This is a genomic window from Pseudomonas sp. Ors-4-3C (genome assembly GCF_055755035.1).
Genome location: NZ_CM146900.1, coordinates 3,622,315 through 3,648,460 on the forward strand (window position 1 = coordinate 3,622,315; position 26,146 = coordinate 3,648,460).

Annotated in this window: 30 protein-coding genes; 13 read left to right on the plus strand and 17 right to left on the minus strand. The window is 60.7% G+C overall.

All coding sequences use genetic code 11. From position 1 onward, the window contains the following. Positions 1 to 1,674, minus strand: a complete 1,674-nt coding sequence (locus tag ACVHNU_RS16215; RefSeq protein ID WP_003226768.1) for a DEAD/DEAH box helicase — start codon at positions 1,672 to 1,674, stop codon at positions 1 to 3. 423 nt (positions 1,675 to 2,097) lie between these two features. Between ACVHNU_RS16215 and ACVHNU_RS16220 the strand changes: the two genes are divergently transcribed. After that, positions 2,098 to 2,889, plus strand: a complete 792-nt coding sequence (locus ACVHNU_RS16220) for a crotonase/enoyl-CoA hydratase family protein (protein WP_473017814.1) — start codon at positions 2,098 to 2,100, stop codon at positions 2,887 to 2,889. A gap of 109 nt (positions 2,890 to 2,998) precedes the next feature. Here the strand turns inward: ACVHNU_RS16220 and ACVHNU_RS16225 are convergent, their stop codons facing one another. Then, a complete protein-coding gene (locus ACVHNU_RS16225; RefSeq protein WP_095668663.1) occupies positions 2,999 to 3,754 on the minus strand; it encodes a spermidine synthase in 756 nt (251 codons plus the stop codon). A gap of 153 nt (positions 3,755 to 3,907) precedes the next feature. Between ACVHNU_RS16225 and ACVHNU_RS16230 the strand changes: the two genes are divergently transcribed. Then, positions 3,908 to 5,254 carry a class II 3-deoxy-7-phosphoheptulonate synthase gene (locus tag ACVHNU_RS16230; RefSeq protein ID WP_473017816.1) on the plus strand — a complete coding sequence of 449 codons (1,347 nt, stop codon included), beginning with the start codon at positions 3,908 to 3,910 and terminating at the stop codon, positions 5,252 to 5,254. Between the two features lie 117 nt (positions 5,255 to 5,371). Here ACVHNU_RS16230 and ACVHNU_RS16235 read toward each other — a convergent pair whose 3' ends face one another. After that, complete coding sequence (locus ACVHNU_RS16235) at positions 5,372 to 6,598, minus strand: winged helix-turn-helix domain-containing protein (RefSeq protein ID WP_473017818.1); 1,227 nt, start codon at positions 6,596 to 6,598, stop codon at positions 5,372 to 5,374. 64 nt (positions 6,599 to 6,662) lie between these two features. Then, positions 6,663 to 6,878 (minus strand): DUF1127 domain-containing protein, encoded by a 216-nt coding sequence (locus ACVHNU_RS16240; RefSeq protein WP_003226778.1) that lies wholly within the window; start codon positions 6,876 to 6,878, stop codon positions 6,663 to 6,665. Between the two features lie 97 nt (positions 6,879 to 6,975). On the opposite strand from ACVHNU_RS16240, the gene ACVHNU_RS16245 reads away from it, so the two are divergent. After that, a complete protein-coding gene (locus ACVHNU_RS16245; protein ID WP_025113145.1) occupies positions 6,976 to 7,830 on the plus strand; it encodes a LysR substrate-binding domain-containing protein in 855 nt (284 codons plus the stop codon). Here the strand turns inward: ACVHNU_RS16245 and ACVHNU_RS16250 are convergent. Next, complete coding sequence (locus ACVHNU_RS16250; RefSeq protein WP_177434687.1) at positions 7,820 to 8,569, minus strand: TSUP family transporter; 750 nt, start codon at positions 8,567 to 8,569, stop codon at positions 7,820 to 7,822. The two genes, ACVHNU_RS16245 and ACVHNU_RS16250, sit on opposite strands and share 11 nt — an antisense overlap. Before the next feature lie 109 nt (positions 8,570 to 8,678). Between ACVHNU_RS16250 and ACVHNU_RS16255 the strand changes: the two genes are divergently transcribed. Together ACVHNU_RS16255 and ACVHNU_RS16260 are read left to right on the plus strand one after the other, a co-directional pair. After that, complete coding sequence (locus ACVHNU_RS16255; protein ID WP_201136934.1) at positions 8,679 to 9,635, plus strand: LysR family transcriptional regulator; 957 nt, start codon at positions 8,679 to 8,681, stop codon at positions 9,633 to 9,635. A 73-nt stretch (positions 9,636 to 9,708) separates the two neighbouring features. Beyond that, positions 9,709 to 10,176 carry a MarR family winged helix-turn-helix transcriptional regulator gene (locus ACVHNU_RS16260; RefSeq protein ID WP_473017820.1) on the plus strand — a complete coding sequence of 156 codons (468 nt, stop codon included), beginning with the start codon at positions 9,709 to 9,711 and terminating at the stop codon, positions 10,174 to 10,176. A gap of 115 nt (positions 10,177 to 10,291) precedes the next feature. Here the strand turns inward: ACVHNU_RS16260 and ACVHNU_RS16265 are convergent, their stop codons facing one another. Then, entirely contained in the window at positions 10,292 to 10,429 is a 138-nt protein-coding gene (locus ACVHNU_RS16265) for a hypothetical protein (RefSeq protein ID WP_400499226.1), read from the minus strand. A 79-nt stretch (positions 10,430 to 10,508) separates the two neighbouring features. On the opposite strand from ACVHNU_RS16265, the gene ACVHNU_RS16270 reads away from it, so the two are divergent. Then, positions 10,509 to 10,928 carry an organic hydroperoxide resistance protein gene (locus ACVHNU_RS16270; RefSeq protein WP_003226782.1) on the plus strand — a complete coding sequence of 140 codons (420 nt, stop codon included), beginning with the start codon at positions 10,509 to 10,511 and terminating at the stop codon, positions 10,926 to 10,928. 190 nt (positions 10,929 to 11,118) lie between these two features. Here the strand turns inward: ACVHNU_RS16270 and ACVHNU_RS16275 are convergent, their stop codons facing one another. Continuing rightward, positions 11,119 to 11,688: an elongation factor P gene (locus ACVHNU_RS16275; RefSeq protein WP_003226785.1), complete on the minus strand. Its 570-nt coding sequence runs from the start codon at positions 11,686 to 11,688 to the stop codon at positions 11,119 to 11,121. 48 nt (positions 11,689 to 11,736) lie between these two features. Beyond that, positions 11,737 to 12,879, minus strand: coding sequence for an elongation factor P maturation arginine rhamnosyltransferase EarP (earP, locus tag ACVHNU_RS16280; protein ID WP_473017821.1), 1,143 nt, complete (start codon positions 12,877 to 12,879; stop codon positions 11,737 to 11,739). 124 nt (positions 12,880 to 13,003) lie between these two features. On the opposite strand from earP, the gene ACVHNU_RS16285 reads away from it, so the two are divergent. Both ACVHNU_RS16285 and ACVHNU_RS16290 read left to right on the plus strand, forming a co-directional pair. Then, complete coding sequence (locus ACVHNU_RS16285) at positions 13,004 to 13,414, plus strand: hypothetical protein (protein WP_103483834.1); 411 nt, start codon at positions 13,004 to 13,006, stop codon at positions 13,412 to 13,414. A 2-nt stretch (positions 13,415 to 13,416) separates the two neighbouring features. Beyond that, the gene (locus tag ACVHNU_RS16290) at positions 13,417 to 13,899 is read left to right on the plus strand and encodes a GreA/GreB family elongation factor (protein ID WP_003226791.1); all 483 of its coding nucleotides are present in this window, start codon (positions 13,417 to 13,419) and stop codon (positions 13,897 to 13,899) included. A gap of 9 nt (positions 13,900 to 13,908) precedes the next feature. Here the strand turns inward: ACVHNU_RS16290 and cysB are convergent, their stop codons facing one another. The 5 genes from cysB to ACVHNU_RS16315 form a co-directional block, all read right to left on the minus strand. After that, positions 13,909 to 14,883, minus strand: coding sequence for an HTH-type transcriptional regulator CysB (gene cysB, locus ACVHNU_RS16295; RefSeq protein WP_007908591.1), 975 nt, complete (start codon positions 14,881 to 14,883; stop codon positions 13,909 to 13,911). 113 nt (positions 14,884 to 14,996) lie between these two features. After that, positions 14,997 to 15,500 carry a universal stress protein gene (locus tag ACVHNU_RS16300; RefSeq protein WP_003226793.1) on the minus strand — a complete coding sequence of 168 codons (504 nt, stop codon included), beginning with the start codon at positions 15,498 to 15,500 and terminating at the stop codon, positions 14,997 to 14,999. 97 nt (positions 15,501 to 15,597) lie between these two features. Beyond that, positions 15,598 to 16,503 carry a 5'-nucleotidase gene (locus ACVHNU_RS16305; RefSeq protein WP_103483836.1) on the minus strand — a complete coding sequence of 302 codons (906 nt, stop codon included), beginning with the start codon at positions 16,501 to 16,503 and terminating at the stop codon, positions 15,598 to 15,600. A gap of 29 nt (positions 16,504 to 16,532) precedes the next feature. After that, positions 16,533 to 17,489 carry a putative 2-dehydropantoate 2-reductase gene (locus ACVHNU_RS16310; protein ID WP_103483837.1) on the minus strand — a complete coding sequence of 319 codons (957 nt, stop codon included), beginning with the start codon at positions 17,487 to 17,489 and terminating at the stop codon, positions 16,533 to 16,535. Continuing rightward, positions 17,490 to 17,876, minus strand: a complete 387-nt coding sequence (locus ACVHNU_RS16315; RefSeq protein WP_473017824.1) for a YbbN family protein — start codon at positions 17,874 to 17,876, stop codon at positions 17,490 to 17,492. Here ACVHNU_RS16315 and ACVHNU_RS16320 point away from each other — a divergent pair. Continuing rightward, positions 17,875 to 18,318, plus strand: a complete 444-nt coding sequence (locus ACVHNU_RS16320) for a PilZ domain-containing protein (protein ID WP_003226800.1) — start codon at positions 17,875 to 17,877, stop codon at positions 18,316 to 18,318. The genes ACVHNU_RS16315 and ACVHNU_RS16320 overlap by 2 nt on opposite strands. Before the next feature lie 129 nt (positions 18,319 to 18,447). After that, positions 18,448 to 19,524 (plus strand): 3-deoxy-7-phosphoheptulonate synthase, encoded by a 1,077-nt coding sequence (locus tag ACVHNU_RS16325; RefSeq protein ID WP_003226802.1) that lies wholly within the window; start codon positions 18,448 to 18,450, stop codon positions 19,522 to 19,524. A 59-nt stretch (positions 19,525 to 19,583) separates the two neighbouring features. Here the strand turns inward: ACVHNU_RS16325 and ACVHNU_RS16330 are convergent, their stop codons facing one another. Then, positions 19,584 to 19,865, minus strand: coding sequence for a GNAT family N-acetyltransferase (locus ACVHNU_RS16330; RefSeq protein WP_003226804.1), 282 nt, complete (start codon positions 19,863 to 19,865; stop codon positions 19,584 to 19,586). Between the two features lie 635 nt (positions 19,866 to 20,500). On the opposite strand from ACVHNU_RS16330, the gene oprI reads away from it, so the two are divergent. Continuing rightward, complete coding sequence (gene oprI, locus ACVHNU_RS16335) at positions 20,501 to 20,752, plus strand: outer membrane lipoprotei OprI (protein WP_003199355.1); 252 nt, start codon at positions 20,501 to 20,503, stop codon at positions 20,750 to 20,752. Positions 20,753 to 20,875: 123 nt separating this feature from the next. On the opposite strand, the gene ACVHNU_RS16340 is transcribed toward oprI, so the two are convergent. The 3 genes from ACVHNU_RS16340 to ACVHNU_RS16350 form a co-directional block, all read right to left on the minus strand. Next, positions 20,876 to 21,847 (minus strand): L,D-transpeptidase family protein, encoded by a 972-nt coding sequence (locus ACVHNU_RS16340; protein ID WP_262142622.1) that lies wholly within the window; start codon positions 21,845 to 21,847, stop codon positions 20,876 to 20,878. Between the two features lie 136 nt (positions 21,848 to 21,983). Next, positions 21,984 to 22,277, minus strand: a complete 294-nt coding sequence (locus ACVHNU_RS16345; RefSeq protein WP_003226812.1) for a hypothetical protein — start codon at positions 22,275 to 22,277, stop codon at positions 21,984 to 21,986. A 57-nt stretch (positions 22,278 to 22,334) separates the two neighbouring features. Then, positions 22,335 to 22,940: an arylesterase gene (locus ACVHNU_RS16350; protein WP_003226814.1), complete on the minus strand. Its 606-nt coding sequence runs from the start codon at positions 22,938 to 22,940 to the stop codon at positions 22,335 to 22,337. 10 nt (positions 22,941 to 22,950) lie between these two features. Here ACVHNU_RS16350 and ACVHNU_RS16355 point away from each other — a divergent pair, with 10 nt between their 5' ends. Then, a complete protein-coding gene (locus tag ACVHNU_RS16355; protein ID WP_103483839.1) occupies positions 22,951 to 23,634 on the plus strand; it encodes an ABC transporter ATP-binding protein in 684 nt (227 codons plus the stop codon). Continuing rightward, positions 23,634 to 26,138: an ABC transporter permease gene (locus ACVHNU_RS16360; protein ID WP_473017826.1), complete on the plus strand. Its 2,505-nt coding sequence runs from the start codon at positions 23,634 to 23,636 to the stop codon at positions 26,136 to 26,138. Before ACVHNU_RS16355 ends, ACVHNU_RS16360 begins: the two co-directional genes overlap by 1 nt. Positions 26,139 to 26,146: the final 8 nt, after the last annotated feature.

Consider the following 26,146-nt stretch of genomic DNA (forward strand, 5'->3'; position numbering starts at 1 on the left):
TCAATCTTCGCGGTAGCGACGCAGCTTCAGCTGCTTGCCAGCGACGCGAGTGTCCTTCAGTTTGGTCAGGAGTTTGTCCAGACCATCTTCCGGCAGCTCGACGAGGCTGAAGCTGTCACGCACCTGGATGCGACCGATCGCTTCGCGGGCCAGACCACCTTCATTGAGGATGGCGCCCAGCAGGTTCTTGGCGGCGATACCGTCACGCGCACCCAGCGCGGTACGGCAACGGGCACGACCTTCGCCCAGAGGCATTGGCGCACGACGCTCGCGGTCACCACGATCTGGACGATCACCGGAACGCTCAGGACGGTCGCCACGCGGTGCGTTGTTCGGCACCAGTGGACGTTCCTTCTCGATCGCGGCCAGGTTCAGCGCTTGACCGTTGGTAGCCTTGCGCAGCAGGGCTGCAGCCAGGGCACGCGGGGTGCAACCGATGTCAGCGGTCAGACGATCCAGCAGTTCGCCGTGAGTCGATTCGGCATCAGCGACCAGCGGCGACAGGCTGTTGGTCAGTTTCTTGATGCGTGCATCGAGAACAGCCTGAGCGTCCGGCAGACGCACTTCGGCAACCTTCTGACCGGTTACACGCTCGATCACTTGCAGCATGCGGCGCTCACGTGGAGTCACCAGCAGCAGCGCACGACCTTCGCGACCGGCACGGCCGGTACGGCCAATACGGTGCACGTAGGATTCCGGATCGTACGGCATGTCCACGTTGAATACGTGGGTGATGCGCGGAACGTCCAGACCACGGGCAGCTACGTCGGTCGCCACAACGATGTCCAGACGGCCATCTTTCAGCGAGTCGATCACGCGCTCACGCTGGTTCTGGGCGATGTCACCGTTCAGCGCAGCGGCTTTGTAGCCTTTGGCGTCGAGGGCACTGGCCAGATCCAGGGTCGCTTGCTTGGTGCGCACGAACATGATCAACGCGTCGAAGTCTTCCACTTCCAGCAAGCTGAGAACGGCAGAGGTCTTCTGGTCAGCGTGAACCAACAGGTGAGCCTGTTCGATCGCGGTAACGGTTTGGGTCTTGGTCTGGATCTTGACGTGTTGCGGATCGCGCAGATGGCGTTCGGCAATGGCGCGGATCGACTGCGGCAGGGTAGCCGAGAACAAAACGGTCTGACGGGTCGATGGCAGCGCCTTGAAGATGACTTCCAGATCATCCATGAAGCCCAGTTTCAACATTTCGTCAGCTTCGTCGAGAACCAGGTGGTTCACGGTCGACAGGACTTTCTCGTCGCGACGCAGGTGGTCACACAGACGACCCGGAGTAGCGACAACAATCTGTGCGCCATTACGGATAGCCTTGAGTTGCGGGCCCATCGGTGCGCCGCCGTAAACGGCGACAACGGTGACGCCAGGCATTTGCTTGGCGTAGGTTTCAAAAGCGGTTGCTACTTGCAGCGCCAACTCTCGAGTTGGCGCCAGGATCAGGGCTTGCGGTTCGCGCTTGGCAGGATCGATGCGGTGCAGAATAGGCAGTGCGAACGCGGCGGTTTTACCGGTACCGGTTTGCGCCTGGCCAATCATGTCCTGGCCGGCCATGATGATCGGGATCGATTGCTGCTGAATCGCCGAAGGCTCTTCGTAGCCGGTCGCTGCGACGGCTGCAAGAATATTCGGGTTAAGATTAAAAGCGGCGAATCCGCCGGTTTCCTGGGTCATGGGTCTGCCTCTAAGTGCATCCGCAAAGACCCATGCTCCAAAGCTGCGCATGCCGTGTTGAGACTCAAGAGTCGCCCTGGCAGCTTTGTCGGCGGGGATTTGCGAAAACGAATGAATGAAAAAAAGAATCGTCCGGGAAGAGCCCGCAATGCGGACGTGCAGCCGAAGCTGACTTCGGGAAACTGCGCTACCTAAACGCGGCCCGGTTAAAGGCCGGCGCGCACTATACCGGATTTTGCCCGAAAAGGGAGCTTTTTTTATCGTCTGAATCGGTGTGTCACCGCTGTGTAACGGGGTTTTGCGGATAATCGTGCGAAGGTCTATTTTTCAAAGGCCCGGCCCTGCGGGCGATGACGCTTAAACGATTCACCGATGTGCGGCATACCGTCGCTGCACCCGCCCTTCCCGCCCGAGGATCTCCCCATGAATCAGCCCTGCCCCGGCCGCGTCAGCCGTGAACGTCGTGGTCATCTCCACTTGATCGGCCTCGACCGAGCCGCCAAGCGCAACGCGTTCGACCTCGATCTGCTCAATGCCCTGAGCCTGGCCTACGGTGAGTTCGAGGCAGACAGCGAGGCGCGGGTGGCCGTGGTGTTCGGGCATGGCAAGCACTTTACCGCCGGCCTGGACCTGCTCAACGCCAGCGCCGCCCTCGCCGAAGGCTGGCAGGTTCCGACCGGCGGTTGCGACCCGTGGGGTGTTTTCGTCGGACCGCGAGTGAGCAAACCGGTGATTGTTGCCGCTCAGGGTTACTGCCTGACCATCGGCATCGAGTTGATGCTGGCTGCCGATATCAACCTGTGTGCGAGCAATACGCGCTTTGCGCAAATGGAAGTGCAGCGTGGGATTTTTCCTTTTGGTGGCGCGACGTTACGTTTTCATCAGGTGGCGGGCTGGGGCAACGCGATGCGTTGGTTGCTGACCGGTGATGAGTTCGATGCGCATGATGCGTTGCGTCTGGGCTTGGTGCAGGAAGTGATGGCCAGCGAGGATTTGCTGCCACGGGCGATCGAACTGGCCGAGCGGATTGCTCGGCAGGCACCGTTGGGGGTGCAGGCGACACTGATGTCGGCGCGCCAGGCGCGGTATGAAGGTGAGACAGCGGCAGCGCAGGGGTTGCCGGCGCTGGTGAAGAAGTTGCTGGGGAGTGAGGATGCCAAGGAGGGCGTGAGGTCGCTGGTGGAGCGGCGGCCGGGCATCTTCAAAGGGATCTGAGAAATCTGGTGCTCTTCAGGCCCTCTTCGCGAGCAAGCCCGCTCCTACATTTGGAATGCATTTCAAGTGTGGGAGCGGGCTTGCTCGCGAAGGGGCCATCACTGACAACTCAAGTCGCCGGGCGAATCGCCTTGATCAACGATTGCAACGAATACCCCAACCGCGGTGCCAGCGCTTCGGCCCGGGCGGTCAGCGCCTGCATGTCCAGCTCCTGATCGAGATCCGCCGGCACAATCAGAATTACGTTGCCCTCCTTCACCGGCAACTCCCAGTAATGCCGGTGATAGAGCCCGCGCAGCAATGCGGCGCCCAACGGTTTGCCATCATCGGTGGCCCATTGGTTGATCACCAGCCAGCCGCCCGGATTCAGACGCTTCTGACAGTCGCCGAGGAAACTCCAGGCCAGATGTCCGACACCCGGCCCCACGTCGGTGTAGAGGTCGACAAAAATCAGATCCGCAGGCTCGGCCGTCGGCAGCAACTCCAGCGCATCGCCGACCCGGATGTACAAGCGCGGATCGTCATCCAGCCCCAGATACTCGATGGCCAGGCGCGGCACGTCCGGGCGCAGTTCGATGGCTTCGACGTCTTCCAGCGGCAGGAACTTGAGGCAGGCCTGGGTCAGCGTGCCGGCACCGAGGCCGAGAAACAGTGCGCTCTCCGGTTGCTCATGACACAGCGCGCCAATCAGCATCGCCCGGGTGTAGTCGTATTCGAGCCAGCTCGGATCGGCGGTGAACACGCAGCTCTGTTCGATGGCATCGCCGAATTCCAGAAAGCGGTAATCGGCCACTTCCAGCACGCGAATCACGCCGAACTCATCCTGTACCTCGGCGAGCAACAGCTCGACGCGCTCCTCAGTCATTTCGTCTCCTGATGGTCACCGGGCGCGGTGACGCGATGACGCCGCTCAGGCGCCGTGGCAAAGCGGCGATTGTCGACGAGGCGCGGGAGCAGGTCACGCACTAATTGCTGCTACCATGGGCGTCCCGAGCGTAGAACCGAATTAGAGACTGTGATGAGCCAACCCTGGAGCCCTGACAGCTGGCGCGCCCTGCCGATCCAGCAACAACCCCAATACCCCGACGCCGCGCACCTGCGCCAGGTCGAGCAGACCCTGGCCAGTTATCCGCCGCTGGTGTTTGCCGGTGAAGCACGCGAGCTGCGCCGACAGTTTGCCGAGGTGACTCAGGGCCGGGCGTTCCTGTTGCAGGGCGGCGATTGCGCGGAAAGCTTTGCCGAGTTCTCGGCAGCGAAGATTCGCGACACCTTCAAAGTGTTGCTGCAGATGGCAATCGTCATGACCTTCGCCGCCGGTTGCCCGGTGGTCAAGGTCGGGCGCATGGCCGGTCAATTCGCCAAGCCGCGCTCAGCCAACGACGAAACCATCGACGGCGTGACCCTGCCCGCCTACCGTGGCGACATCGTCAACGGCATCGGTTTCGACGAGAAGAGCCGCGTGCCGGATCCGGAGCGCCTGCTGCAGTCCTATCACCAGTCCACCGCCACCCTGAACCTGTTGCGCGCTTTCGCCCAAGGCGGGTTTGCCGACCTGCACCAGGTGCACAAGTGGAACCTCGACTTCATCGCCAACTCGGCGCTGGCCGAAAAATACAGCCACCTCGCCGACCGCATCGATGAAACCCTGGCGTTCATGCGCGCCTGCGGCATGGACAGCTCGCCGCAACTGCGCGAAACCAGTTTCTTCACCGCCCACGAAGCGCTGCTGCTGAACTACGAAGAAGCCTTCGTACGTCGCGACAGCCTGACCAACGATTACTACGATTGCTCGGCGCACATGCTGTGGATCGGCGACCGCACCCGTCAGCTTGACGGCGCCCACGTCGAATTCCTGCGCGGGGTGAACAACCCGATCGGCGTCAAAGTCGGCCCGAGCATGAACCCGGACGACCTGATCCGCCTGATCGACGTGCTCAATCCGGACAACGATCCGGGTCGCCTGAACCTGATCGCGCGGATGGGTGCGAACAAGGTCGGCGATCATCTCCCGGCGCTGATCCGCGCGGTGCAGCGTGAGGGCAAGCAGGTGCTGTGGAGTTCCGACCCGATGCACGGCAACACCATCAAGGCCAGCAGCGGCTACAAGACCCGCGACTTCGCACAGATCCTTGGCGAGGTGAAGCAGTTCTTCCAGGTGCACGCAGCCGAAGGCAGCTACGCGGGCGGGATTCACATCGAGATGACCGGGCAGAATGTCACCGAGTGCATCGGTGGTGCGCGGCCGATCACTGAAGACGGGCTGTCGGATCGTTATCACACCCATTGCGACCCGCGGATGAATGCCGATCAGTCGCTGGAACTGGCGTTTTTGATTGCGGAAACCCTGAAGCAGGTTCGGCGTTGAATCGGTCAGGTTTCTAGCGTCTGAGAGGCAGCCTTCGCGAGCAAGCCCGCTCCCACACTGGATTTGTGAACGGCACAGAACCAATGTGGGAGCGGACTTGCTCGCGAAGGGGCCAGCTCAGTCACTACAGATTTCAGCCAATGCCACCCGCAATCGCCCCGCACTCTCGCGCTGACAATTAAGCTGCACCCGCGCAAGCCCCAGCCAATCGGCCATCTGCCGCAAATTCAGCGCCAGCGCCAACATCCCCTGATCATCCAGCCCCGGCTCTTCCTCGTGCACCGCATGCACCGCCAACCGCCCCGACGCCCGCTCGGCGCGCAGATCGACCCGCGCAGCAATCCGCTCGTTGTGCAGGAACGGCAGCACGTAATAGCCATAGACCCGTTTGTCCTGCGGCGTATAAATTTCCAGCCGATAGCGGAAATCAAACAGTCGCTCGGTACGACTGCGCTCCCAGATCAGCGAATCGAACGGCGACAACAGCGCACTGGCGAGGACTTTACGCGGGACTTTCGGCTGCGGCAGACAGTAGGCGATCTGTCGCCAGCCAGCGACTTCGCAGGTTTGCAACTGCCCGTCCTCGACCAGCTCCGCCAGACGCGGTCGCGCATCGGCCGGGTTCAAACGGAAGTAATCCCGCAGATCCTTTTCCGTGCCGACGCCGAGTGCCTGAGCCGCGTGCAGCAGGAGACCACGCTGGCCCTCGGCTTCATCCGGCAACGGCTGCTGCAGAATCGGCGCAGGGATGACCCGCTCCGGCAAATCATACAAACGCTCAAAACCGCGGCGCCCGGCCACGGTCACTTCACCAGAGGCGAACAACCATTCCAGCGCATGCTTTTCCGCGCTCCAGTCCCACCACTGACCGGCCTTGTCCTCACGGGTCGAAAGGCTGCCAGCGCCCAACGCGCCCTGCGCTTCGACCGCTGCCATAACCCGACGAATCGTGTCTTGCTGCTCGCGTCCGAACTTCGCCAATTGTTGATAGATGTCCTCGCCACGTTTCGCGCGCTGCATCCGCCACCCCAGCAATGGATACATCGCCAGCGGCAGCAACGATGCTTCGTGGCCCCAGTATTCGAACAGCGTGCGACGGCGCCCCGAACTCCAGGCGGCCTGGTCGAGCAGTGTGGATGGATATGAACCCAAACGAGAAAACAGCGGCAAGTAGTGCGAGCGCACCACCGCGTTGACGGAGTCGATCTGCAACAGCCCCAGCCGTTCAATCAGCCGGTTGACGTGCGGCGCCTTGACGGTCAGCGGCTGGCGCCCGTTGAACCCTTGGGCAGCCAGCGCCAGACGTCGCGCCTGTTTGAGGGAAAAGGCCAGAGTCGCGGGCATGAACATCTCCTTGTCTGCTCGCAACCTACCTCAGTCAAAAGGGGTTTGTGTAGCGATACCCTCATCATTTATGCATCGGATCGTCCCAGAACGGCCGGATGGCCTCGTGTTCAACGTCAGCTCGGCTGACCCCGATGTCCTTCAACGCTTCATCACTCAGACTGGCAAGCAGCTCACGTTCACGGTGCAATTCGTACCAGCGGCTAAACTTGTGCAGCAGATCCGAGATCAGGTGCACCGGCACTCTTTCATCACTGACATAGACTTTTTGACCTTTCATCGTGTTGCCCTCCATGTGGGATGACTAAAGTCTCGCCCCGGAGCTAAGATCAATCCAACGAATGTTTCTGATGCCATGCATCTCGGAGATTGATGAATTGTCGGCCTATCCCAGTATCGATACCGATGTCCTGCGCACCTTCGTTGCAATCGCCGACCAGGGCGGTTTCACCCGCGCTGGCGAGATGGTCAACCGCACGCAATCGGCCGTGAGCATGCAGATGAAGCGTCTGGAAGAAGACGTTCTGCAACGCCAGCTGTTCGAGCGCGATGGCCGCCAGGTACGCCTGACCGCCGAAGGCCAGGTGCTGCTCGGCTACGCGCGGCGCATCCTGAAATTGCACAGCGAAGTGTTCAACACCCTGCGTGAGCCACACATGGTCGGCACCGTGCGCATCGGTACGCCGGACGATTACGTGATGCGCTTTCTGCCGGGAATCCTGTCGCGGTTCGCCCAGTTCTATCCGCTGATTCAGATCGAAGTGCATTGCGAGTCCAGCAAACAGCTGTTGCAGCGCACCGATCTGGATTTGTCGATCGTCACCCGCGAGCCGGGCAACGAGATCGGCCAGTTGCTGCGCAAGGAGCGATTTGTCTGGGCCGAAGCGCAAAACTTCAGCGCCCACGAGCAGACGCCGCTGCCGTTGGCGATGTTCAACAGTGATTGTTTCTGCCGCTTGTGGGCGTGCAATGCGCTGGACGCGATGGGCCGCGACTACCGCATCGCCTACAACAGCACCAGCCTGTCGGCGCTGATGGCGGTGGTGAGCGCGGGTCTGGCGATCACCGCGCAACTGGAGAGCCTGATCACCCCGGACATGCGCATTCTCGGCGCCGCCGAAGATTTGCCGCTGCTGCCCGAGGCCAGCATCATGCTGATCCGCAACCTGAACAATCCGTCGCCGATCACCGAATGCCTGGCCGAGCACATCGTCGAAGGCTTCAAACTTTAAAGGCGAGCATCACCGCACACAGCACCAGAAAACCGCAGAACAGCCCGCGCAAGAGCCTTTCCGGCATTGCGTGGGCGACTTTCACGCCCCAACTGATGCTGGCCAGACCGCCGATGGCCAGCGGCAGACCGATCATCCAGTCCACTTCGTGATGCACCGCATACGTCACCAACGTCACGCCGGTGCTCGGCAATGCGAGCGCCAGCGACAGGCCTTGGGCAACCACTTGCGTGGTGCCGAACAGACTGGTCAGCACGGGCGTCGCCACCACGGCCCCGCCAACGCCGAACAAGCCTCCCATGGTCCCCGACGCTGCGCCGAGCACACCCAGCCATGGCCATGAGTAACGCATCTCGGAGCTCACCGCGTTTTTTTTGCCGAACATCTTCAGCAGGTTGTACGCCGAGAGCACCACAAGGAACGCGACAAAGCCGATGCGCATGGTTTGCGCATCGATGCCCACCGCCCAGATCGAGCCGATCCACGCAAAGCAAAAGCCCATGACCGCCAGCGGCAGCGCATGGCGCAGTTCGATGCGATTGCGCTGGTGATAGCGCCACAGCGCCAGCATCACGTTCGGCACCACCATCACCAGCGCCGTGCCTTGGGCGATCTGTTGATCCAGGCCGAACCACACCCCCAGCAGCGGAATAGCGATCAAACCCCCGCCGATGCCAAATATCCCGCCCAGTGTGCCCAGGGCCGCGCCAAACAGCAGGTACAACAAAAACTCGATCACAGCGATTTCCTCATCCGTCAGGCGATTCATCCTACGCAGTACAGGCTGGCGGGGAAACGCACAGCAACGCACAATGGCTATGCCAAATTCGCACAAGCATTGAATTCTCATGAATCCCAATCAGTTGACCGATCAGCTCGGGTTATTTCTCGATGTTCTGGAAAGCGGCAGTTTTTCCGCGGTTTCCCGTCGTCATCCGCTGACGCCTTCGGCCATTGCGCGGCGGATTGATAGCCTGGAAAGCGCCGTCGGTAGCCAGTTGTTCATCCGCAGCACCCACGCTGTGCGGGCAACCCCGGCCGGGTTGGCGTTTGCCGAGCGGGCGCGACGTATCGTCAGCGAGCTGCAACTGGCCCGTGCCGAAGCGGTGTCGTTGAGCAGTGCGCCGGAAGGCTTGATCCGCATCGATGCCCCCGCTGCGTTCGGCCGCCGCCATCTCGCGCCGGTCATCGCCGACTTTCTGGTGCTGTACCCGGGGCTGGATGTGCAGTTGCACCTGATCGACAGCTTCATCGACATGCACGGCTCGAATCTGGGCAAAGTTGATCTGGTGCTGCGCGCTGGACAAATGGCCGATACCCGGCTGGTCGCCACCCCGCTGGCGAGCATGGTGCGCATCGCCTGCGCCAGCCCCGACTACCTCAAACGCCGTGGCGCGCCGAGCCATCCTGCGCAGTTGAGTGAACACGACGGACTGGATTGGGAAGGCCTCGCCCCGCCCTTCGCCTGGCGCTTCGAGCTGGACGGGCAAATGCAACTGCATCGCCCCTCACGAATCCGCATGAGCGCCAACAATGCCGAAGCCCTGGTGTGCGGCGCACTGGCCGGGCTGGGCATCGCGCATTTGCCGACCTGGCTGGCCAGTGAGTACCTGCTGCGCGGAGAGTTGCTGCCGCTGTTCTGCGAGACCGGCCTGCCACAACCGGAAACCACCGGTATCTATGCGCTGCGCATGGAACAGCAAACCAACTCGCGCAGCCGTTTGCTTCTGGAATACCTCAAGACCCGTTTCAGCCCGGTGCCGCCGTGGGATCTGGCGCTACAGCGAGAGCTGGGCCGGCACTAGATTCTGGATAATTATCTGGCGCATTAAACATTCGGGCGCTAGATTCAAGCCCATCATCGAACAAGGCGTTGCCATGACCACCGAACGCGAAACCCCCGACAACTGCGATCACCTGCTGCTGGATAACCAGGCCTGCTTCGCCCTGCACTCCACTTCGCTGATGATGACCAAGGTCTACAAGCCGCTGCTGCAAGCGCTGGGTCTGACCTACCCGCAGTATCTGGCGATGATGGTGCTGTGGGAAAAGGACGGTTTGACCGTGGGCGAAATCAGCACGCGATTGCTGACCGATCCAGGCTCGCTGACGCCGTTGCTCAAGCGTCTGGAAGGCGAAGGTCTGCTCAGTCGAACTCGCAGCCGTGAAGACGAACGGGTGGTGATCGTCGAACTGACCACGCAGGGCCGCGCTCTTCGTGAGCAAGCCAAAAGCGTTCCGCAGTGCATCCTCGGCGCCAGTGGTTTTACCGTCGAGCGCCTGCAAAACCTGCAAGCGGAACTGCAAGTGCTGCGCAGTCATCTGCAAGACAGCCTGACCGGATAACAGCGCTGCCCCCCTTGTAGGAGTGAGCCTGCTCGCGATAGCGGTGGTTCAGTCAGCTTGCGTATTGCCTGTCCCAACGCTATCGCGAGCAGGCTCACTCCTACAAAGGATCGGTTCACCAGGAAAAATATTCTTCAGCCCCCGCCGCCGCCCCCACCATCCGCTCTAAATCTTCACTTTCAAGCTGATCGACAGCGCCTTTAAAGGACTGAGGTTCAGCATTCTCAAAAAAATTATCTTGCGCGCTAAACATTGGCGAGCCACATTTATCTCGCAATTACTTAGCGCGCAAACAATTAGCGCAAACAAACACACTCGACGAGGCTCACACCATGCAAACTCTCTACACCGCAATCGCAACCTCCACTGGCGGCCGTGATGGTCGTGCGATCTCCAGCGACAACATCCTCGACGTCAAACTCGCTACCCCGAAAGAACTCGGCGGTGCCGGCGGTGCAGCGACCAATCCTGAGCAACTGTTCGCTGCCGGCTATTCGGCCTGCTTCATCGGCGCACTGAAATTCGTTGCCAGCCAGACCAAACGCAAAATCCCCGACGACGCCTCGATCACCGCCCACGTCGGTATCGGCCAGATCCCTGGCGGTTTCGGTCTCGATATCGATCTGCACATCAGCCTGCCAGGCCTGGAGCAAGCGGATGCACAGAGCCTGGTCGAAGCGGCGCACCAGGTCTGCCCGTACTCCAACGCCACTCGCGGCAATGTTGAAGTGCGTCTGCACACCACCGTTTGAGAACAACACCAAACCATTGTGGGAACGGGCTTGCTCGCGAATAGGCCCGCTCAGACAACCAGTTTGTTGAATGACACACCGCATTCGCGAGCAAGCCCCCTCCCACAGGGTTCAGCGGTAAACGTGAAATCGCAGGCACAAAAAAGCCCGACTCAATGGTCGGGCTTTTTCTTTCCGCGAAAAGCAGTGCTTATTTGGCACGGCCTTTGTAGGAACCGCCTTCGCGGGTGTCGATCTCGATCATGTCGCCGATTTCGATGAAGTCAGCAACCGACAGCTCGGTACCGTTCTTCAGTTTGGCAGGCTTCATCACCTTGCCGGAAGTGTCACCGCGAGCGGAACCTTCGGTGTAGTCAACCTGACGCACGATGGTGGTCGGCAGTTCTACGGAAACCAGACGCTCTTCGAAGAATACGGCTTCGCAAACGTCGGTCATGCCTTCTTCAACGAAAGGCAGAACGCTTTCGATGTCTTCGGCGTTCAGCTCGTACATGGTGTAGTCAGTGGTGTCCATGAACGTGTAGGTGTCGCCGCTGATGAAGGACAGGGTCGCTTCTTTGCGGTCGAGGATCACGTCGTCCAGCTTGTCGTCCGCACCGTAAACGGTTTCGGTCTTGTAACCGGTCAGCAGGTTCTTCAGCTTGGTCTTCATGATCGCGCTGTTACGGCCCGACTTGGTGAATTCAGCTTTCTGAACCAGCCAAGGATCGTTGTCGATACGGATCACGGTACCGGGTTTGAGTTCTTTACCAGTTTTCATTGCGAATATCCGAATTTGGATGGGATTTACAAAAATCTAGGCCGCGTATCATATCCAATTTAGGTAAAACCTTACCAGCGCCGTGGCAAGATCCGCCTGCAAGCCTTGTTCCAGACACCATGCTTCGGCGTTGTCCTGCAATTGCGACCAGTGTTTACGGGCCTCCAGCCAGTGCTCGCCAATCGGTTGTCCGGCGCTCCAGGCCCGCCACAGACCGTTGATCGCCTCGGCAGCGGCCGGTGAAAGCCCTTCGGTGTAGAGCGCGAGAAAGGCGTCGAGCTTGTCGAGATGGATGTCTTCGTCCTGCTGATAGATGTGCCAGAGCATCGGTCGCCCGGCCCACTGTGCGCGGACGAACGAGTCTTCCCCACGCACCGCGTTGAAATCGCAGCACCACAGCAACTGATCGTATTGATCCTGACGGACGAACGGCAGCACCTGCACCGTCAGCGCCTGACGCACGTTCAAATCGCCGACGGCCAGCGAATCGACTCCGAGCCAGCGCGCGACATCACCGAGAATCCGCCCCTCCGGCACCAGCAAATGGGTCGGTGTGCTATCCGCCGCCAGCACATCCAGCCAACTGGCCAGCCCGGCATTTTCGTAGGCAAACAAGGAGATCAGCTGCGAATCCGCTGCGCGATCGACACCCAGGCCTTGCAGGAATTGTCGCTGCGCAGCGGCATCCTGCTGAAAATGCCGACGACGCTCAAGCAGACCGACTTCACGCAGCAAGCCGCCGGTCCCCGGCTGAAATCCGGGAAAGAAAAAGAATTTCTGTACCGACTTGTACTTCACCGACTGCAAGCCATGACAACCGGTTACCCAGTCTTCGGCGCTGAGGTAATCGAGGTTCATCCACAGTGGCGGCCGTTGCCGCTCGGCCATGGCGTCCATGTACGCCGGTGGCAACTGACAGGCAAATGCGGCGATCACCACATCGGCGGCTTCCGTTTGCGGCCAGTCGCTCGGCCAGTGCCGCACCTCGACGCCCTGCTGCGTTTGCTGGGCAAGGTTGATGTCGATCTCGGGACAGATACGCTCGAAGGCGCGCAGGTCATCGACCCACAGACGCACCGCCAGCGCATGCTCGGCCACCAGTTGGCGGGCAAGACGCCAGGTCACACCGATGTCGCCATAGTTGTCGACCACGGTGCAAAAAATATCCCAGCGGGTTTTCGGTACCGACATGCAAGACTCCCGTTGGCAAAAGGGCTGATTGTCCGCATAAATGACCTCGCGCAGAAGAGCCGACGGCGATTAATCTTCGTGCGACAATCGCGACTTGCCCGTAATCATCCGCCAGGAGGCAGCCATGCCCTATCGCCCCACCCCGCGTCGTCCCTTGCCTGTTCAGCTTAGCGCGCTGCGACTGACCGGCAGCATTGCCCTGGGCATGTGGCTGGGCTTTCTGGCCATCGCCTTGACCTGCTGGTTGCTTTCACGCTTTGTGTTCACCGAGCAACTGGCGCCTGTCGCTCAGGCCGTGCAGCAACTGGCCAAGCCCCCGGCGGCCGTCCAGGTACAACCGGACATTCCGCCACAGAGTCCGCTGTTCGAGCAGTACGAAGAAAACCTGCGCAAGAACGAACAGCAGAATCGCCTGGATCAGGCACGCAGCAGCAGTCGCAACCAGTCGAACCCCAAGTGCCAGTTCTGGCTGCAACAGGACCAGACCGCGCCGAGCGAGAAGAGCCGCGCCAACGTTTTGCAATTCTGCGATTGATCATGAACAAGCACACCGTCCACCAACTGATCCTCGACAAACTGCGCGTCGACCTCGACATCGCCGAGCGCGCCGCGCAGACCGCTTACGAAACCGCGACTCACGAAGAGAACATCGCCGAGAACAAGTACGACACCCTCGGACTTGAGGCTTCCTATCTGGCAGCAGGTCAGGCGAAACGGGTCGAGGAAATCCGCCAGTCACTGGCGCTGTGCCAGAACCTGACACTGCGCGCCTATGACGAAAATCGCGGCATCGAGATCGGCGCCCTGCTCGGCCTGGAAGACGAAAAGGGTCGCGAGCAATGGCTGTTTCTGGCGCCGGATGCGGCGGGCCTGAAAGTCGATGTGGTGGGTCAGCCGATTACCGTCATCACCCCGCGCTCGCCGCTGGGCAAAAGCCTGCTGGGCAAGTTCGAGGGCGATGAGGTGGAGATTCTGGTGGCGGGCACCCGGCAACAGTTCGCTGTCACCGAGGTGCTTTGAGGCAGGGTCTTAGTGGACCGGCAGTTCGACGCCGTCGAACAGCTCTTCCAGTTCCTGCTTGTTGTGGCACTGGATGGCTTTGGCCATCACTTCGCGGGTCAGGTGCGGGGCGAACTTCTCGATGAAGTCGCACATGAAACCACGCAGGAAGGTACCGCGACGGAAACCGATCTTGGTGATGCTCGACTCGAACAGTTCGCTGGCATCCAGCACCACCAGATCGTTATCGAGTTTGGTGTCGACCGCCATTTTGGCGACGATGCCCACACCCAGACCCAGGCGCACGTAGGTTTTGATCACGTCGGCATCGGCAGCGGTGAACACCACTTTCGGCGTCAGGCCGCGATGACTGAAGGCTTCGTCGAGTTTCGAACGGCCAGTGAAACCGAACACATACGTCACGATCGGGTATTCGGCCAGCGCTTCAAGGGTCAGCTTCGGCAGCTTGGTCAGCGGGTGGCCCTGCGGCACGACCACGCAACGGTTCCAGCGATAGCACGGCATCATCACCAGGTCGCCGAACAGTTCCAGCGCTTCGGTGGCGATGGCGAAATCGACGGTGCCGTCAGCGGCCATCTCGGCGATCTGCATCGGCGAACCCTGATGCATGTGCAGCGCCACGTCCGGGTATTGCTTGATGAAATTGCTGATCACCGGCGGCAATGCATAACGCGCCTGGGTGTGGGTGGTGGCGATCGACAGGGTGCCTTTCTTCTCGTTGGAGAATTCCTGGGCAATCTGCTTGATGCTTTCGACCTTGCGCAGGATTTCCCCTGCGGTGGTGATGATGCGCTCGCCGGCCGGGGTGACGCGGGTCAAGTGCTTGCCGCTGCGGGCAAACACTTCAACGCCGAGTTCGTCCTCCAGCAGGCGGATTTGTTTACTGATACCCGGTTGCGAGGTGTAAAGGCTTTGGGCTGTAGCGGAAACGTTGAGGTCGTGGTGCGCCACTTCCCAGATGTAGCGCAATTGTTGAAGCTTCATATGTATCCCTCAAAGCAGGTAGACGCCACGGGCATCAGCGACGGTATATAACTATATTAATGGTTTGATGAATAAATCTAGAACTTTTTTATCAAAACGCCATTATTCCCGCTTCAGCGATCCTCCCGACGCCGGCGCTCCACCAACGGCACCAGATAAACCGGCACCTTGGCCAATTGCAGGACCCGGGTCGCCGTACGCCCCAAAGGCGTTTCCGCCCCGACACCGTGGCTGTGAGTGCCTACGATCAGCAAATCCACAGAGAGTTTCTCCACCTGGTCAAGAATCACCTGCGACGGATCGCCCTGCAGTACCCGTACCGCACGAATCCGCTGCAGATCCTGTTCGCCGTCCTCCCCCAATTCTTCGCGAAAACTGTCCAGCACCCGTTGCTCGATATTGGCGATGACAGTTTTCAGACCCTGACTGTGAAATTCGTTCAATGCCTGTTCGTCGAGATAGCTCTGCAACACCGATTCGGCAAACAGTCCCATGGGTTCCACTGCATGCACCACATACAAGTCGGCATTGAATGTCCGCGCCAGCGCCAGGGCATGCTGCATCACTAAAGGTGCGTACAGACCGAGGTCAGTGGCATACAGCATCGAACGAATCATATGACCTCCTCGCGTGCCAACATGGCGGAGATTGATTCAGCTTAGCAGTGCCTTGGCGAGTACGACGTGCGACGCAACGTCTTGAAGCACAGGGGCTTTAGATCGATGGTTCGTTGCTGATGCCGTGCGGTACGTGACCGGTGGCGACCACTTCGCGGGCGGCCTCGCAGTGGCCGGCCTGATCGTCAAAAAACACATCGGCAGCGAAGGCTTCGAGAAACGCCGATTTGGTCAGCCCGCCAAGGAACAGCGACTCGTCGAGGCGGATGTCCCACTCGCGCAATGTACGAATCACCCGCTCATGCGCCGGTGCCGAACGCGCGGTGACCAGCGCCGTGCGGATCGGGCAGTCGTCCTCGGGGAACTCGCGTTGCAGCGCATTGAGCGCCGCCAGAAAACCTTTGAACGGCCCACCGCGCAACGGCTCGCGCGCCGATTCACGTTCCTTGGCCTGAAACGCCAGCAGCCCGCCGGACTGATATACGCGTTCGGACTCATCGGAAAACAGCACCGCGTCGCCGTCGAAGGCGATCCGCAGTTCGTCACTGGCGGCACGACTGGCGCCACCGGAGAGAATCGTCGCGGCGGCAAAACCGGCGTCCAGCGCGGCGCGCACGTCCTCGGCATGCGTCGACAGGAACAAGTCACAGCCAAAAGCCTTGAGGTAGGGATACGGACTGCGCCCACCGACGAATGCCGCCCGCGAGATATCCAGCCCGTAGTGGTGAATCGAATTGAAGGCGCGCAGGCCGGTGTCGGCGCTGTTGCGCGAAACCAGAATCACCTCGACCCGGGCGCGGTCGAGGCGACTGTTGAGGCTGAGGAGTTTTTCCACCAGAGGAAAGGCATCACCGGGCGCGAGGATCTCGTCTTCGTGTTCGATCTGATATTGCCGATAGGCTTCGACACCGCTCGCCAGGTAGACCTTGTGACTCTCGCTCAGGTCGAACAGGGCACGAGACGAAATCGCCAGCACCAGTTTGTCATCGATGTTCTTGGCCATGCCTTCCCCCACTCCCCCAGAAAACCGACTCAGGTGTTGCGTCGGTCGATGAAACTCAACGTGCGATACAGCGCCTCGATCCGCGGCAATTCGAACCCCACGGCTTTGGCGGCAGCCAGTGGCCGGGCATAAATTGCCTCCAGTTCCAGCGGCCGTTTGTGCAGGAAATCGTGGTACATGCTCGGCCAGTAGTCGGGCATTTTCTCGGTCATCATGAACAGGTACTCGGCGTAACCGGGCGGCATGTCGTGACCACAAGCCTTGGCGCCCTGCACCACTTCGGCCATCAACGCCTGAATCAGCGCGCGACTGTCCGCGTCGGCCATCAGCGGCGTGGTGCCGGCACCGAGCAGCACCGAAAGACCGTTATAGGGAATATTCCAGACCAGTTTCTGCCAGCGTGCCTGTTGCAGATTGGGCATCGCCTGCGAATCGATACCGGCCGCGCGGAACAGACTGGCGCCCTCCTCGACCAGCGCCATGCGCGCCGCGTCGCCTGCCGCCGGGCCACTGTGATAGCCGATGTTCACCGCCCCCAGTGCCTGATGGGTGATGTGCCCCGGCCCTTCGCGATGCACGCAGATCAGGCACAGACCACCGAGCAGATGCAGGGAATCGGGCAGCAACTCGCGCAGGCTGTCTTCGACGTCCAGACCGTTTTGCAGCACCAGCACTTTCGCGCCGGGCCTGGCCGCAGCAATGATCGCCGGGGCCAGACCGGCACTGCTGGTGGTCTTGGCGCCGACCAGCAACCAGTCGCAGGCCGGCATGTCCTCGGCCTTGGCATAGGCTTGCACCGGGTTCAACGTCAGCGTGCCATGCACGGCACTGTCCACCTGCAAACCACGTTCGGCCACTGCGGCGAATTCACTGCGCAGTAAAAAGTGCACATCGAAACCGGCCCGCGCCAGCATCAAACCGTAGAACCCGCCAATTGCACCGGTGCCGATAATCCCGATCACCGGTTTGCTGTCTGCTCCCACCATCTATGGCAACTCCTCTGCAATTCGAACCAGTGCCTGCACCACTGCTGCGTTCAGCGCATCGGCGGTCAGGCGCGTGTGCAATGCCCCGAAGAACTCGCCGTCGCGCACCACAAACAGCGCCGGCAAATGAAAGACCTGATAGCGCTCCACCAACCCGCCGTTGTTGCCGGCATCGATCCAGCACAGGCGATCAACCGCCAGCTCGAACCCGGGCAAAACCTCTCTGGCATAGCGGCAGCGGGAACAGCCGACACTGGTGAAAATCAGCAGCGAAACGCCACTCATCGCCAGCAGCCGCTGGTCGGCGTCGAAATCGGTCAGCTCGGATTCGACCACTATACTGGGTGAAACAATGTCAAATGGCCGACACAGGGAGTCTGTGCTCATGGGACGTTTCATTCCTCATCCGGACGAAGTGCCGGTTGAATTAACCTTGCTCAAGCCCGAGTGTATTTCCAGGCAACAGCTGCACACTATCAGCCTCGGCGGGATCGCTTGCAATTACCACCGCGCGTGGCGCCACGGCACGGCGCTGCAAGTGCGCATGCCGACACTCAATGCCGAGATCTGTTATCCGGGCTATGTCGCGTGGTGCCTGCGGCGCAAAAAGGGCTATTTGGTGGGGATCGCGTTCACCGATGAGCAGACGCTGTTCAGCGCCCGAATGGGCGAACAGGTGTGCCAGATCGAGCGTTATTGCCGCATGAACGAGGCCCACGACGATCTGCAGGATATCCAGGCGCTGGCCCTGCAATGGGTCGAACAACACGCCGACGAGTTCTCCCACGATAGCGTGCGCAAGGCTTTTGCCCAGCCAGTGCTGGATTAAAGCGGCGCTTGCCCATTGTCGAGCCGCGTCTGACGCGCTAAGGTTCGGCTCCCCGACGCGCTTAAATCTGCTGTGCTCCGCCGCGCGGGGATCGCTGGCGGCCGGCACCCGTGACCTGACGAGTAAACGATGGCTGATTTACCGATCAACGACCTAAACGTCGCCTCTAACGAGACCCTGATCACTCCCGATCAGCTCAAGCGTGATATCCCTCTGAGCGATGCTGCGCTGCGCACCGTCACCAAGGGCCGCGAAGTCATTCGCAACATTCTTGATGGCACCGACCACCGTCTGTTCGTAGTGATCGGCCCGTGCTCGATCCACGATATCAAGGCTGCCCACGAATACGCCGATCGCCTCAAGGTGCTCGCGGAGGAAGTCTCCGACACCCTGTATCTGGTCATGCGCGTGTATTTCGAGAAGCCACGGACCACCGTCGGCTGGAAAGGCCTGATCAACGATCCGTACCTGGATGACTCGTTCAAGATTCAGGACGGCCTGCACATCGGTCGCCAGTTGCTGCTGGACCTGGCCGAAAAAGGCCTGCCGACCGCCACCGAAGCCCTCGACCCGATCTCCCCGCAGTACCTGCAGGACCTGATCAGCTGGTCGGCCATCGGCGCGCGTACCACCGAATCCCAGACCCACCGTGAAATGGCTTCCGGCCTGTCTTCGGCTGTCGGCTTCAAGAACGGCACCGACGGCGGCCTGACCGTGGCGATCAATGCCCTGCAGTCGGTTTCCAGCCCGCACCGCTTCCTGGGGATCAACCAGGAAGGTGGCGTGTCGATCGTCACCACCAAGGGCAACGCCTACGGTCACGTGGTGCTGCGTGGCGGCAACGGCAAGCCGAACTACGACTCGGTCAGCGTCGCCCTGTGCGAGCAGGCGCTGAACAAGGCGAAGATCAAGCCGAACATCATGGTCGATTGCAGCCACGCCAACTCCAACAAGGACCCGGCCCTGCAACCGCTGGTGATGGAAAACGTCGCCAACCAGATCCTCGAAGGCAACCAGTCGATCATCGGCCTGATGGTCGAAAGTCATCTGAACTGGGGCTGCCAGGCGATCCCGAAAGACCTCGCCGACCTGCAATACGGCGTGTCGATCACCGATGCCTGCATCGACTGGTCCGCCACCGAGAACACCCTGCGCAGCATGCACGCCAAGCTCAAGGATGTTCTGCCGAAACGTCAGCGCAGCTGATCAGCGTTTCACAGGCATAAAAAACGCCGGGCATTGCCCGGCGTTTTTGTGTGTGCGATTCAGATCTTGGCGGCGCGACGCTGATGACGTTCCATGTAGCGCTCGACGTAGGAGCACGACGGGATCACCGTGTAGCCCATTTCTTCGGCGTACTGCAGCGCACTTTCAGTCAGCGCGGCGGCGATGCCTCGACCGCGCAGGGCGTTGGGCACGAAGGTGCGATAGATATCCAGGGTCTGTTTCCCCAGATCCATATAGGTCAGGTAGGCACGATGACCGTCCACATTGGTCTCGAACTGATGACCAGCCTGGTCATGGTGGATGGACAACGCCTCGCTCATCACTACTCCTCGCGGGTCTTGAATTCTGACCCCTACCTTACCGATGTTTTTCCGGCGAAGGAACATCTACGCCACCCCGTGCCTGATGGACACCGAGAAAAACCACACCGATCTCGCGCAACCGAGCACGTGATAAATAGTAGGCACCATTGGCGAAAATGCTCAAGGTGCGCTCGTCATCGTGCTCGTTGACCGGGTGACTCCGATGGACGCAGCGGCGGGCGCGGGGAAGATCTTCCCGAAGCGCTCGCCGGAACATTGCCGAATGTCGAGACTTAAGACGCAGCCTCTTCTTTAAAGTCACCTCAAGAGCGACAAAGATATGTGAGGCGTCATGCAAAATCGGAACAAAAGTGTAGACGAATTCATCTAGGCAGACTTGGTGCAAGACGCAGAAACAGCACCGGGCCAAGGGAACTTTTTCTCATTAACACGCTCAAGCCGGGGCTTGCAGCTGGATATTTTTTATACAGCCCAGTTAAAAGTTGCTCGAAAAAGAATCAGCGCCTACAATTTTTTTTGCTTCTTGCGTTAGGTCAGTTTACTTACTACAAGTAATGGGTAGTATGTACGCCGGCTATTTCCTCAATCGGAGGAGAAAGCCACTTAATTGAAAGTCCTTGAAGGGGAACACGATGAACAACGTTCTGAAATTCTCTGCTCTGGCTCTGGCCGCAGTTCTGGCTACCGGTTGCAGCAGCGCATCGAAAGAAACCGAAGCACGTCTGACCGCTACTGAAGACGCAGCTGCTCGCTCCCAGGCTCGTGCAGACGAAGCTTACCGTAAAGCTGATGAAGCTCTGGCTGCTGCTCAAAAAGCACAACAGACTGCTGACGAAGCTAACGAGCGTGCTCTGCGCATGCTGGACAAAGCTAGCCGCAAGTAATAATCCCTCGGGATTGTTATCAAGCCGACCCATTTTTTGGGTCGGCTTTTTTATGGCCGGTACTTTTGTCCGGGCAATAAAAAACCCGCCGACGCTTCACGCATCGGCGGGTCTGGATCGAACTTACTGCTGCAGGTCGATCGGTGTGCTCGAAACCATCGGCGCTGCCGCACCCGGCGTACCGATTTCGGTAGGCAAGCCGTCTTCAGCCGCGACTACATCGCGCACCACATCCCAATTCACCCGCACGTTATTGGCAATATCCTCACGCTTGAGCAGCGCATTGATGACCGCCGTGTGCTTGTCGACCACCGACGGGTTGCCCTTGTCATCGATCGGCGTGTGCGCTTCCAGATACACCTTGCCGCCACTGCGACCGAACTTGTACGCGTCGTTGAGAATGCGCACCGAGGTACCAACCGGCACCATTGCAGCCATTTCCAGCACGTTGTTGTTGAACATGCGGAAGCAACCATGGCTGGTGCGCATGCCGATGCCGAACTTCTTGTTCGAACCGTGGATCAGGTAACCCGGCGTGCCAAGACTGAACTTGAACGGGCCCAGCGGGTTGTCAGGACCGGCCGGCACTACGTTCGGCAGCGGATCACCATCAGCAGCGTGCTCGGCCTTGATCGACGCCGGAGGCGTCCAGGTCGGGTTCGGTGTCTTCGCGGTGATGGTGGTATGCGCGATCGGCGAACCCCAACCTTCACGCCCGATCCCCAGCGGGAAGGTGTACACCACGTTCCGGCCTTTCGGGTAGTAGTAGAGGCGGTACTCGGCGAGGTTGATCACGATGCCTTCGCGCGGACCCGGCGGCAGAATGAAGCGGGTCGGCAGGACGATTTCGGTACCGGCGCCCGGCAGCCAGGCGTCAACGCCCGGGTTGGCCGCGACCATTTCCGAATAACCCAGATCGTAGGTGGTGCCCAGGTCAGCGAAGGTATCTTCGTACTTGGCCTTGATCACCTGCACCTGGCCGATGATGTCCTCACCGGGTGGTGGCAGGGGAAACTCCAATGCAGCAACGGGACCGGCCACACACAGGGCGGCAAGTGACAGGCAGCGGGTGACGGCAGGAAAGCGCGGCAACATCCGGAAAATCCTTCGCATGATCAACAAGGGTATAAGAGCGCGATTGTACACCGCACCTCGATAATTCGGGGAGATGCGCCGATGGGCAGCCAGAAGTCTTCATGTAGGAGCTGCCGCAGGCTGCGATCTTTTGATCCTAAAGCTCGAAACGCAACTCTGGCCAGATCGGCGACGTCCCGCGTTTCTGCGACTCAAGGATCGCCCGGCATAACGAACACAGGCGCTGATCCTGGAACACCCGGCGATCCACACTCGACCAGCGCGGTTGTGCCGGCAGCAGACTGCCACACAACGTGCGGTCTGCCGAGCCACCGAGTTCCAGTTGACGGGTCACCAGATGCACCCGCACTTCCTGGCAGGCGAACAGATCCAGCTGTTCGTCAGGCTCGATCAGTTGGTAGGCAAACAGGGACCAGGCAGGACGCGGCATCGGGGGCTCCAAATAAGGGGGCGCCACATTAGCCGAAAGCCTGTCACTAGAAAAGCCTCATAACAGCGGTTTTAGCGTCGGCCAGACATTTTCCAGCAACTTGCCCTGAGCCCCGGCTGCCGGGTGCAGACCATCGGCTTGCATCAGATCGGGATGCCCGCCCACGCCGTCGAGGAAAAACGGCACCAGCGGGATCTTTTTATCGTCCGCAACTTTGCCATAGACCTCGGCGAAGGCATCGGTGTAACGCTTGCCGTAGTTGGGCGGTAATTGCATGCCCAGCAGCAGCACCTTGGCGCCGCTCTGACGCGAGCTGTCGATCATCGCCGCAAGGTTTTGTTGCAATTGCGTTGGCGGCATTCCGCGCAGGCCATCATTGCCCCCAAGCTCGAGGATCACCAGTGCCGGCTTATGCTCTGCAAGCAGCGCCGGCAGGCGTGCCTGGCCTCCGGCACTGGTGTCGCCGCTGATGGAGGCATTGACCACTTTGTCGTCAAAACCCTCCTGCTTGAGCCGTTGCTCGAGCAGCGATACCCACCCCAGGCGGGTATCCAGTCCGAAACCGGCGCTGATACTATCGCCAACGATCAGGACAGTACCCGCCGCTGCGTTCTGGGCCATGCACATCAAGGCCAGGCCAGCACTCAAAAACCAAACACGCATCGGATTCTCCATGGGCGCAAGCATTCTCACCGCGAAGAACCTCAGCAAAGTGGTTCCCAGCGCGGAAGGTGAACTGACTATCCTGCACGAACTCAGCCTGGAACTGAACAAGGGCGACAGCCTGGCCATCGTCGGCGCGTCCGGTTCCGGCAAATCCACCCTGCTCGGCCTGCTCGCCGGCCTCGACCTGCCAAGCAGCGGCGAAGTCATCCTCGCCGGGCAATCCCTGGGCAACCTCGACGAAGACCAGCGCGCGCGCATCCGTGCCGAACACGTGGGGTTCGTCTTTCAGTCATTCCAGTTGCTCGACAGTCTCAACGCGCTGGAAAACGTCATGCTGCCGCTGGAACTCGATGGCCGCAAAGACGCCCGTGAGCGCGCTACTGAACTGCTGCAACGGGTCGGCCTCGGCCAGCGCCTGACGCACTCGCCGCGCCAGCTCTCCGGTGGCGAACAACAGCGCGTGGCGATTGCCCGGGCCTTCGCTGCCGAGCCGGACGTGCTGTTCGCCGACGAACCCACAGGCAACCTCGACAGCCACACCGGCGAGCGCATCAGCGATTTGCTCTTTGAATTGAACAAGGAGCGCGGCACCACCCTGGTGCTGGTGACCCACGACGAACGCCTGGCCCATCGCTGCCGGCGTCTGATCCGACTTGAAGCCGGGCTGCTGGTCGCCCCTCTGGAGCCTTGATGGCACGTTTGCCGCTGTTGCGTCTGTTCAGTCTCGCGCTACGTCAACTCATGCGCGATGCCCGCGCCGGGGAATTGCGAGTGTTGTTTTTCGCGCTGGTGGTGGCGGTCGCGGCGAGTACCGCCATCGGCTACTTCGGCGCCCGCCTCAACGGCGCAATGATGCTGCGCGCCACCGAGTTCCTTGGCGCCGACCTGGTGCTTGAGGGCAGCTCGCCGGCCCGCGACGAACAGATCCGCAGCGGCACCGAGCTGCGCTTGAATCATGCGCAGGTGGTGGAATTTTCCAGTGTAATCGCCACTGACAACGGCATTCAGTTATCGAGCATCAAAGCCGTCGACCGCGCCTACCCACTGCGCGGCGAACTGAAAAGCGCCCCGGCCCCGTTTGCCGTTGAAACAGCCGGCGGCGAACCGCAACCCGGTGAAGCCTGGGTCGAAGCACGTCTGCTGACCGCCCTGGATCTGAAGATCGGCGACAGCATCGACGTCGGCATGAAAACCCTGAAGCTGACCCGCGTGCTGACCTACGAACCGGATCGCGCCGGCAACTTCTACAGCCTCACGCCTCGGGTGATGATCAACCTCGACGACCTCGCCGCCACCGGCGTGGTGCAGCCCGGTAGCCGCGTGAGCTACCGCGAGTTGTGGCGCGGTCAACCGCAGGCGCTGGAGACCTACCGGCAATTGATCAAACCGGGGTTGGCGGCCAACCAGCGAATCGAAGATGCGCGCGACGGCAATCGGCAGATTGGCGGTGCACTGGGCAAGGCCGAGCGTTATCTGAACATGGCCAGTCTGGTCGCGGTGTTGCTGGCCGGCGTGGCCGTAGCGTTATCGGCCAACCGCTTCGCCAGCCGCCGCTTCGATGCCAGCGCGCTGTTGCGCTGCCTCGGGCTGTCGCGCCGGGAAACCATGGCGCTGTTCAGTATTCAGCTGACCGTGCTGGGCCTGTTCGCCGCCCTCAGTGGTGCCGTGCTCGGCTGGCTGGCGCAACTGGGACTGTTCGCTCTGTTGCATGATCTGCTACCCGCCGATGTGCCACCGGGCGGCCTGTTTCCGGCGCTCGCCGGGATCGGCACCGGGCTGGTGGCACTGGCTGGTTTCGCCCTGCCACCGCTTGCCGCGCTGGGCCGGGTGCCACCGTTGCGCGTACTGCGACGCGACATGCTGCCGATTCCGTCGAGCACCTGGATGGTTTATGGCGCAGCGCTGGGTGCGCTGGGCCTGATCATGTGGCGCCTGAGTCTGGATCTGTTGCTGACTTTCGCCCTGCTGGGCGGTGGTGTGGTCGCTGCGCTGCTATTGGGAGGCTTGCTGCTGTTGTTGCTCAACAGCCTGCGGCGGATGCTCGCCCGTGCGCCTCTGCCGTGGCGCCTCGGTCTGGGTCAGTTGCTGCGTCATCCGCTGGCGGCGGCCGGGCAAGCGCTGGCGTTCGGTCTGATACTGCTGTCGATGGCGCTGATCGCCCTGCTGCGCGGTGAATTGCTCGACACCTGGCAAAACCAGTTGCCGAAAAACGCCCCCAACTACTTCGCCCTGAACATCCTGCCGGCGGACAAACAGGCCTTCACCGATCATTTGATCAAGGTGTCCGCACAAGCGGCGCCGCTGTATCCAGTGGTGCCGGGACGGCTGATCAGCATCAACGGCGAACCGGTGCAGCAGATCGTCAGCAAGGATTCGGCCGGCGACCGCGCGGTGCAGCGTGACTTGAGCCTGACCTGGGCGGCTGACCTTCCGGCCGGCAACAAGCTCACCGCCGGTACCTGGTGGACCGAGCAACCCTCGGATGACGTGCCGGGCGTTTCAGTTGAAGGCAAAGTCGCGGAAAGCCTCAAGCTCAAACTCGGCGATCACATGGTGTTCAGCGTGGGCGGGGTCAATCGTGAAGCGAAAGTCACCAGCCTGCGCGAGATCAACTGGGACAACTTCCAGCCGAACTTCTTCATGATCTTCCAGCCCGGCACCCTGAAGGATCTGCCGGCCACCTACCTGACCAGTTTTTATCTGGCACCCGGTCACGATCAGCAGATCGTCGAACTGTCACGGGCATTTCCGGCAGTGACCATTCTTCAGGTCGAAGCTCTGCTGGAACAACTGCGCAGCATCCTCGCCCAGGTCACCCTGGCGGTGGAATACGTGTTGTTGTTTGTGTTGGCGGCGGGGATGGCCGTGCTGTTCTCCGGCTTGCAGGCAACCCTGGATGAACGCATTCGCCAAGGCGCGCTGTTACGTGCGCTGGGGGCGCAACGGCAGTTGCTGGTCAAGGCCCGGCGCATCGAGTTCGGCTTGCTCGGGGCGTTCAGCGGTTTGCTGGCAGCCATTGGTTCGGAGGTGGTGAGCCTGGTGCTGTATCGCTATGCGTTCGATCTGCCGTGGCATCCACATCCATGGTTGCTGGTGCTGCCATTGATCGGCGCCGTGCTGATTGGTGGTGCGGGTGTATTCGGCACACGCCGGGCGTTGAATGCGAGTCCGCTGACAGTCCTGCGCGAGGGTTGATAGACTCC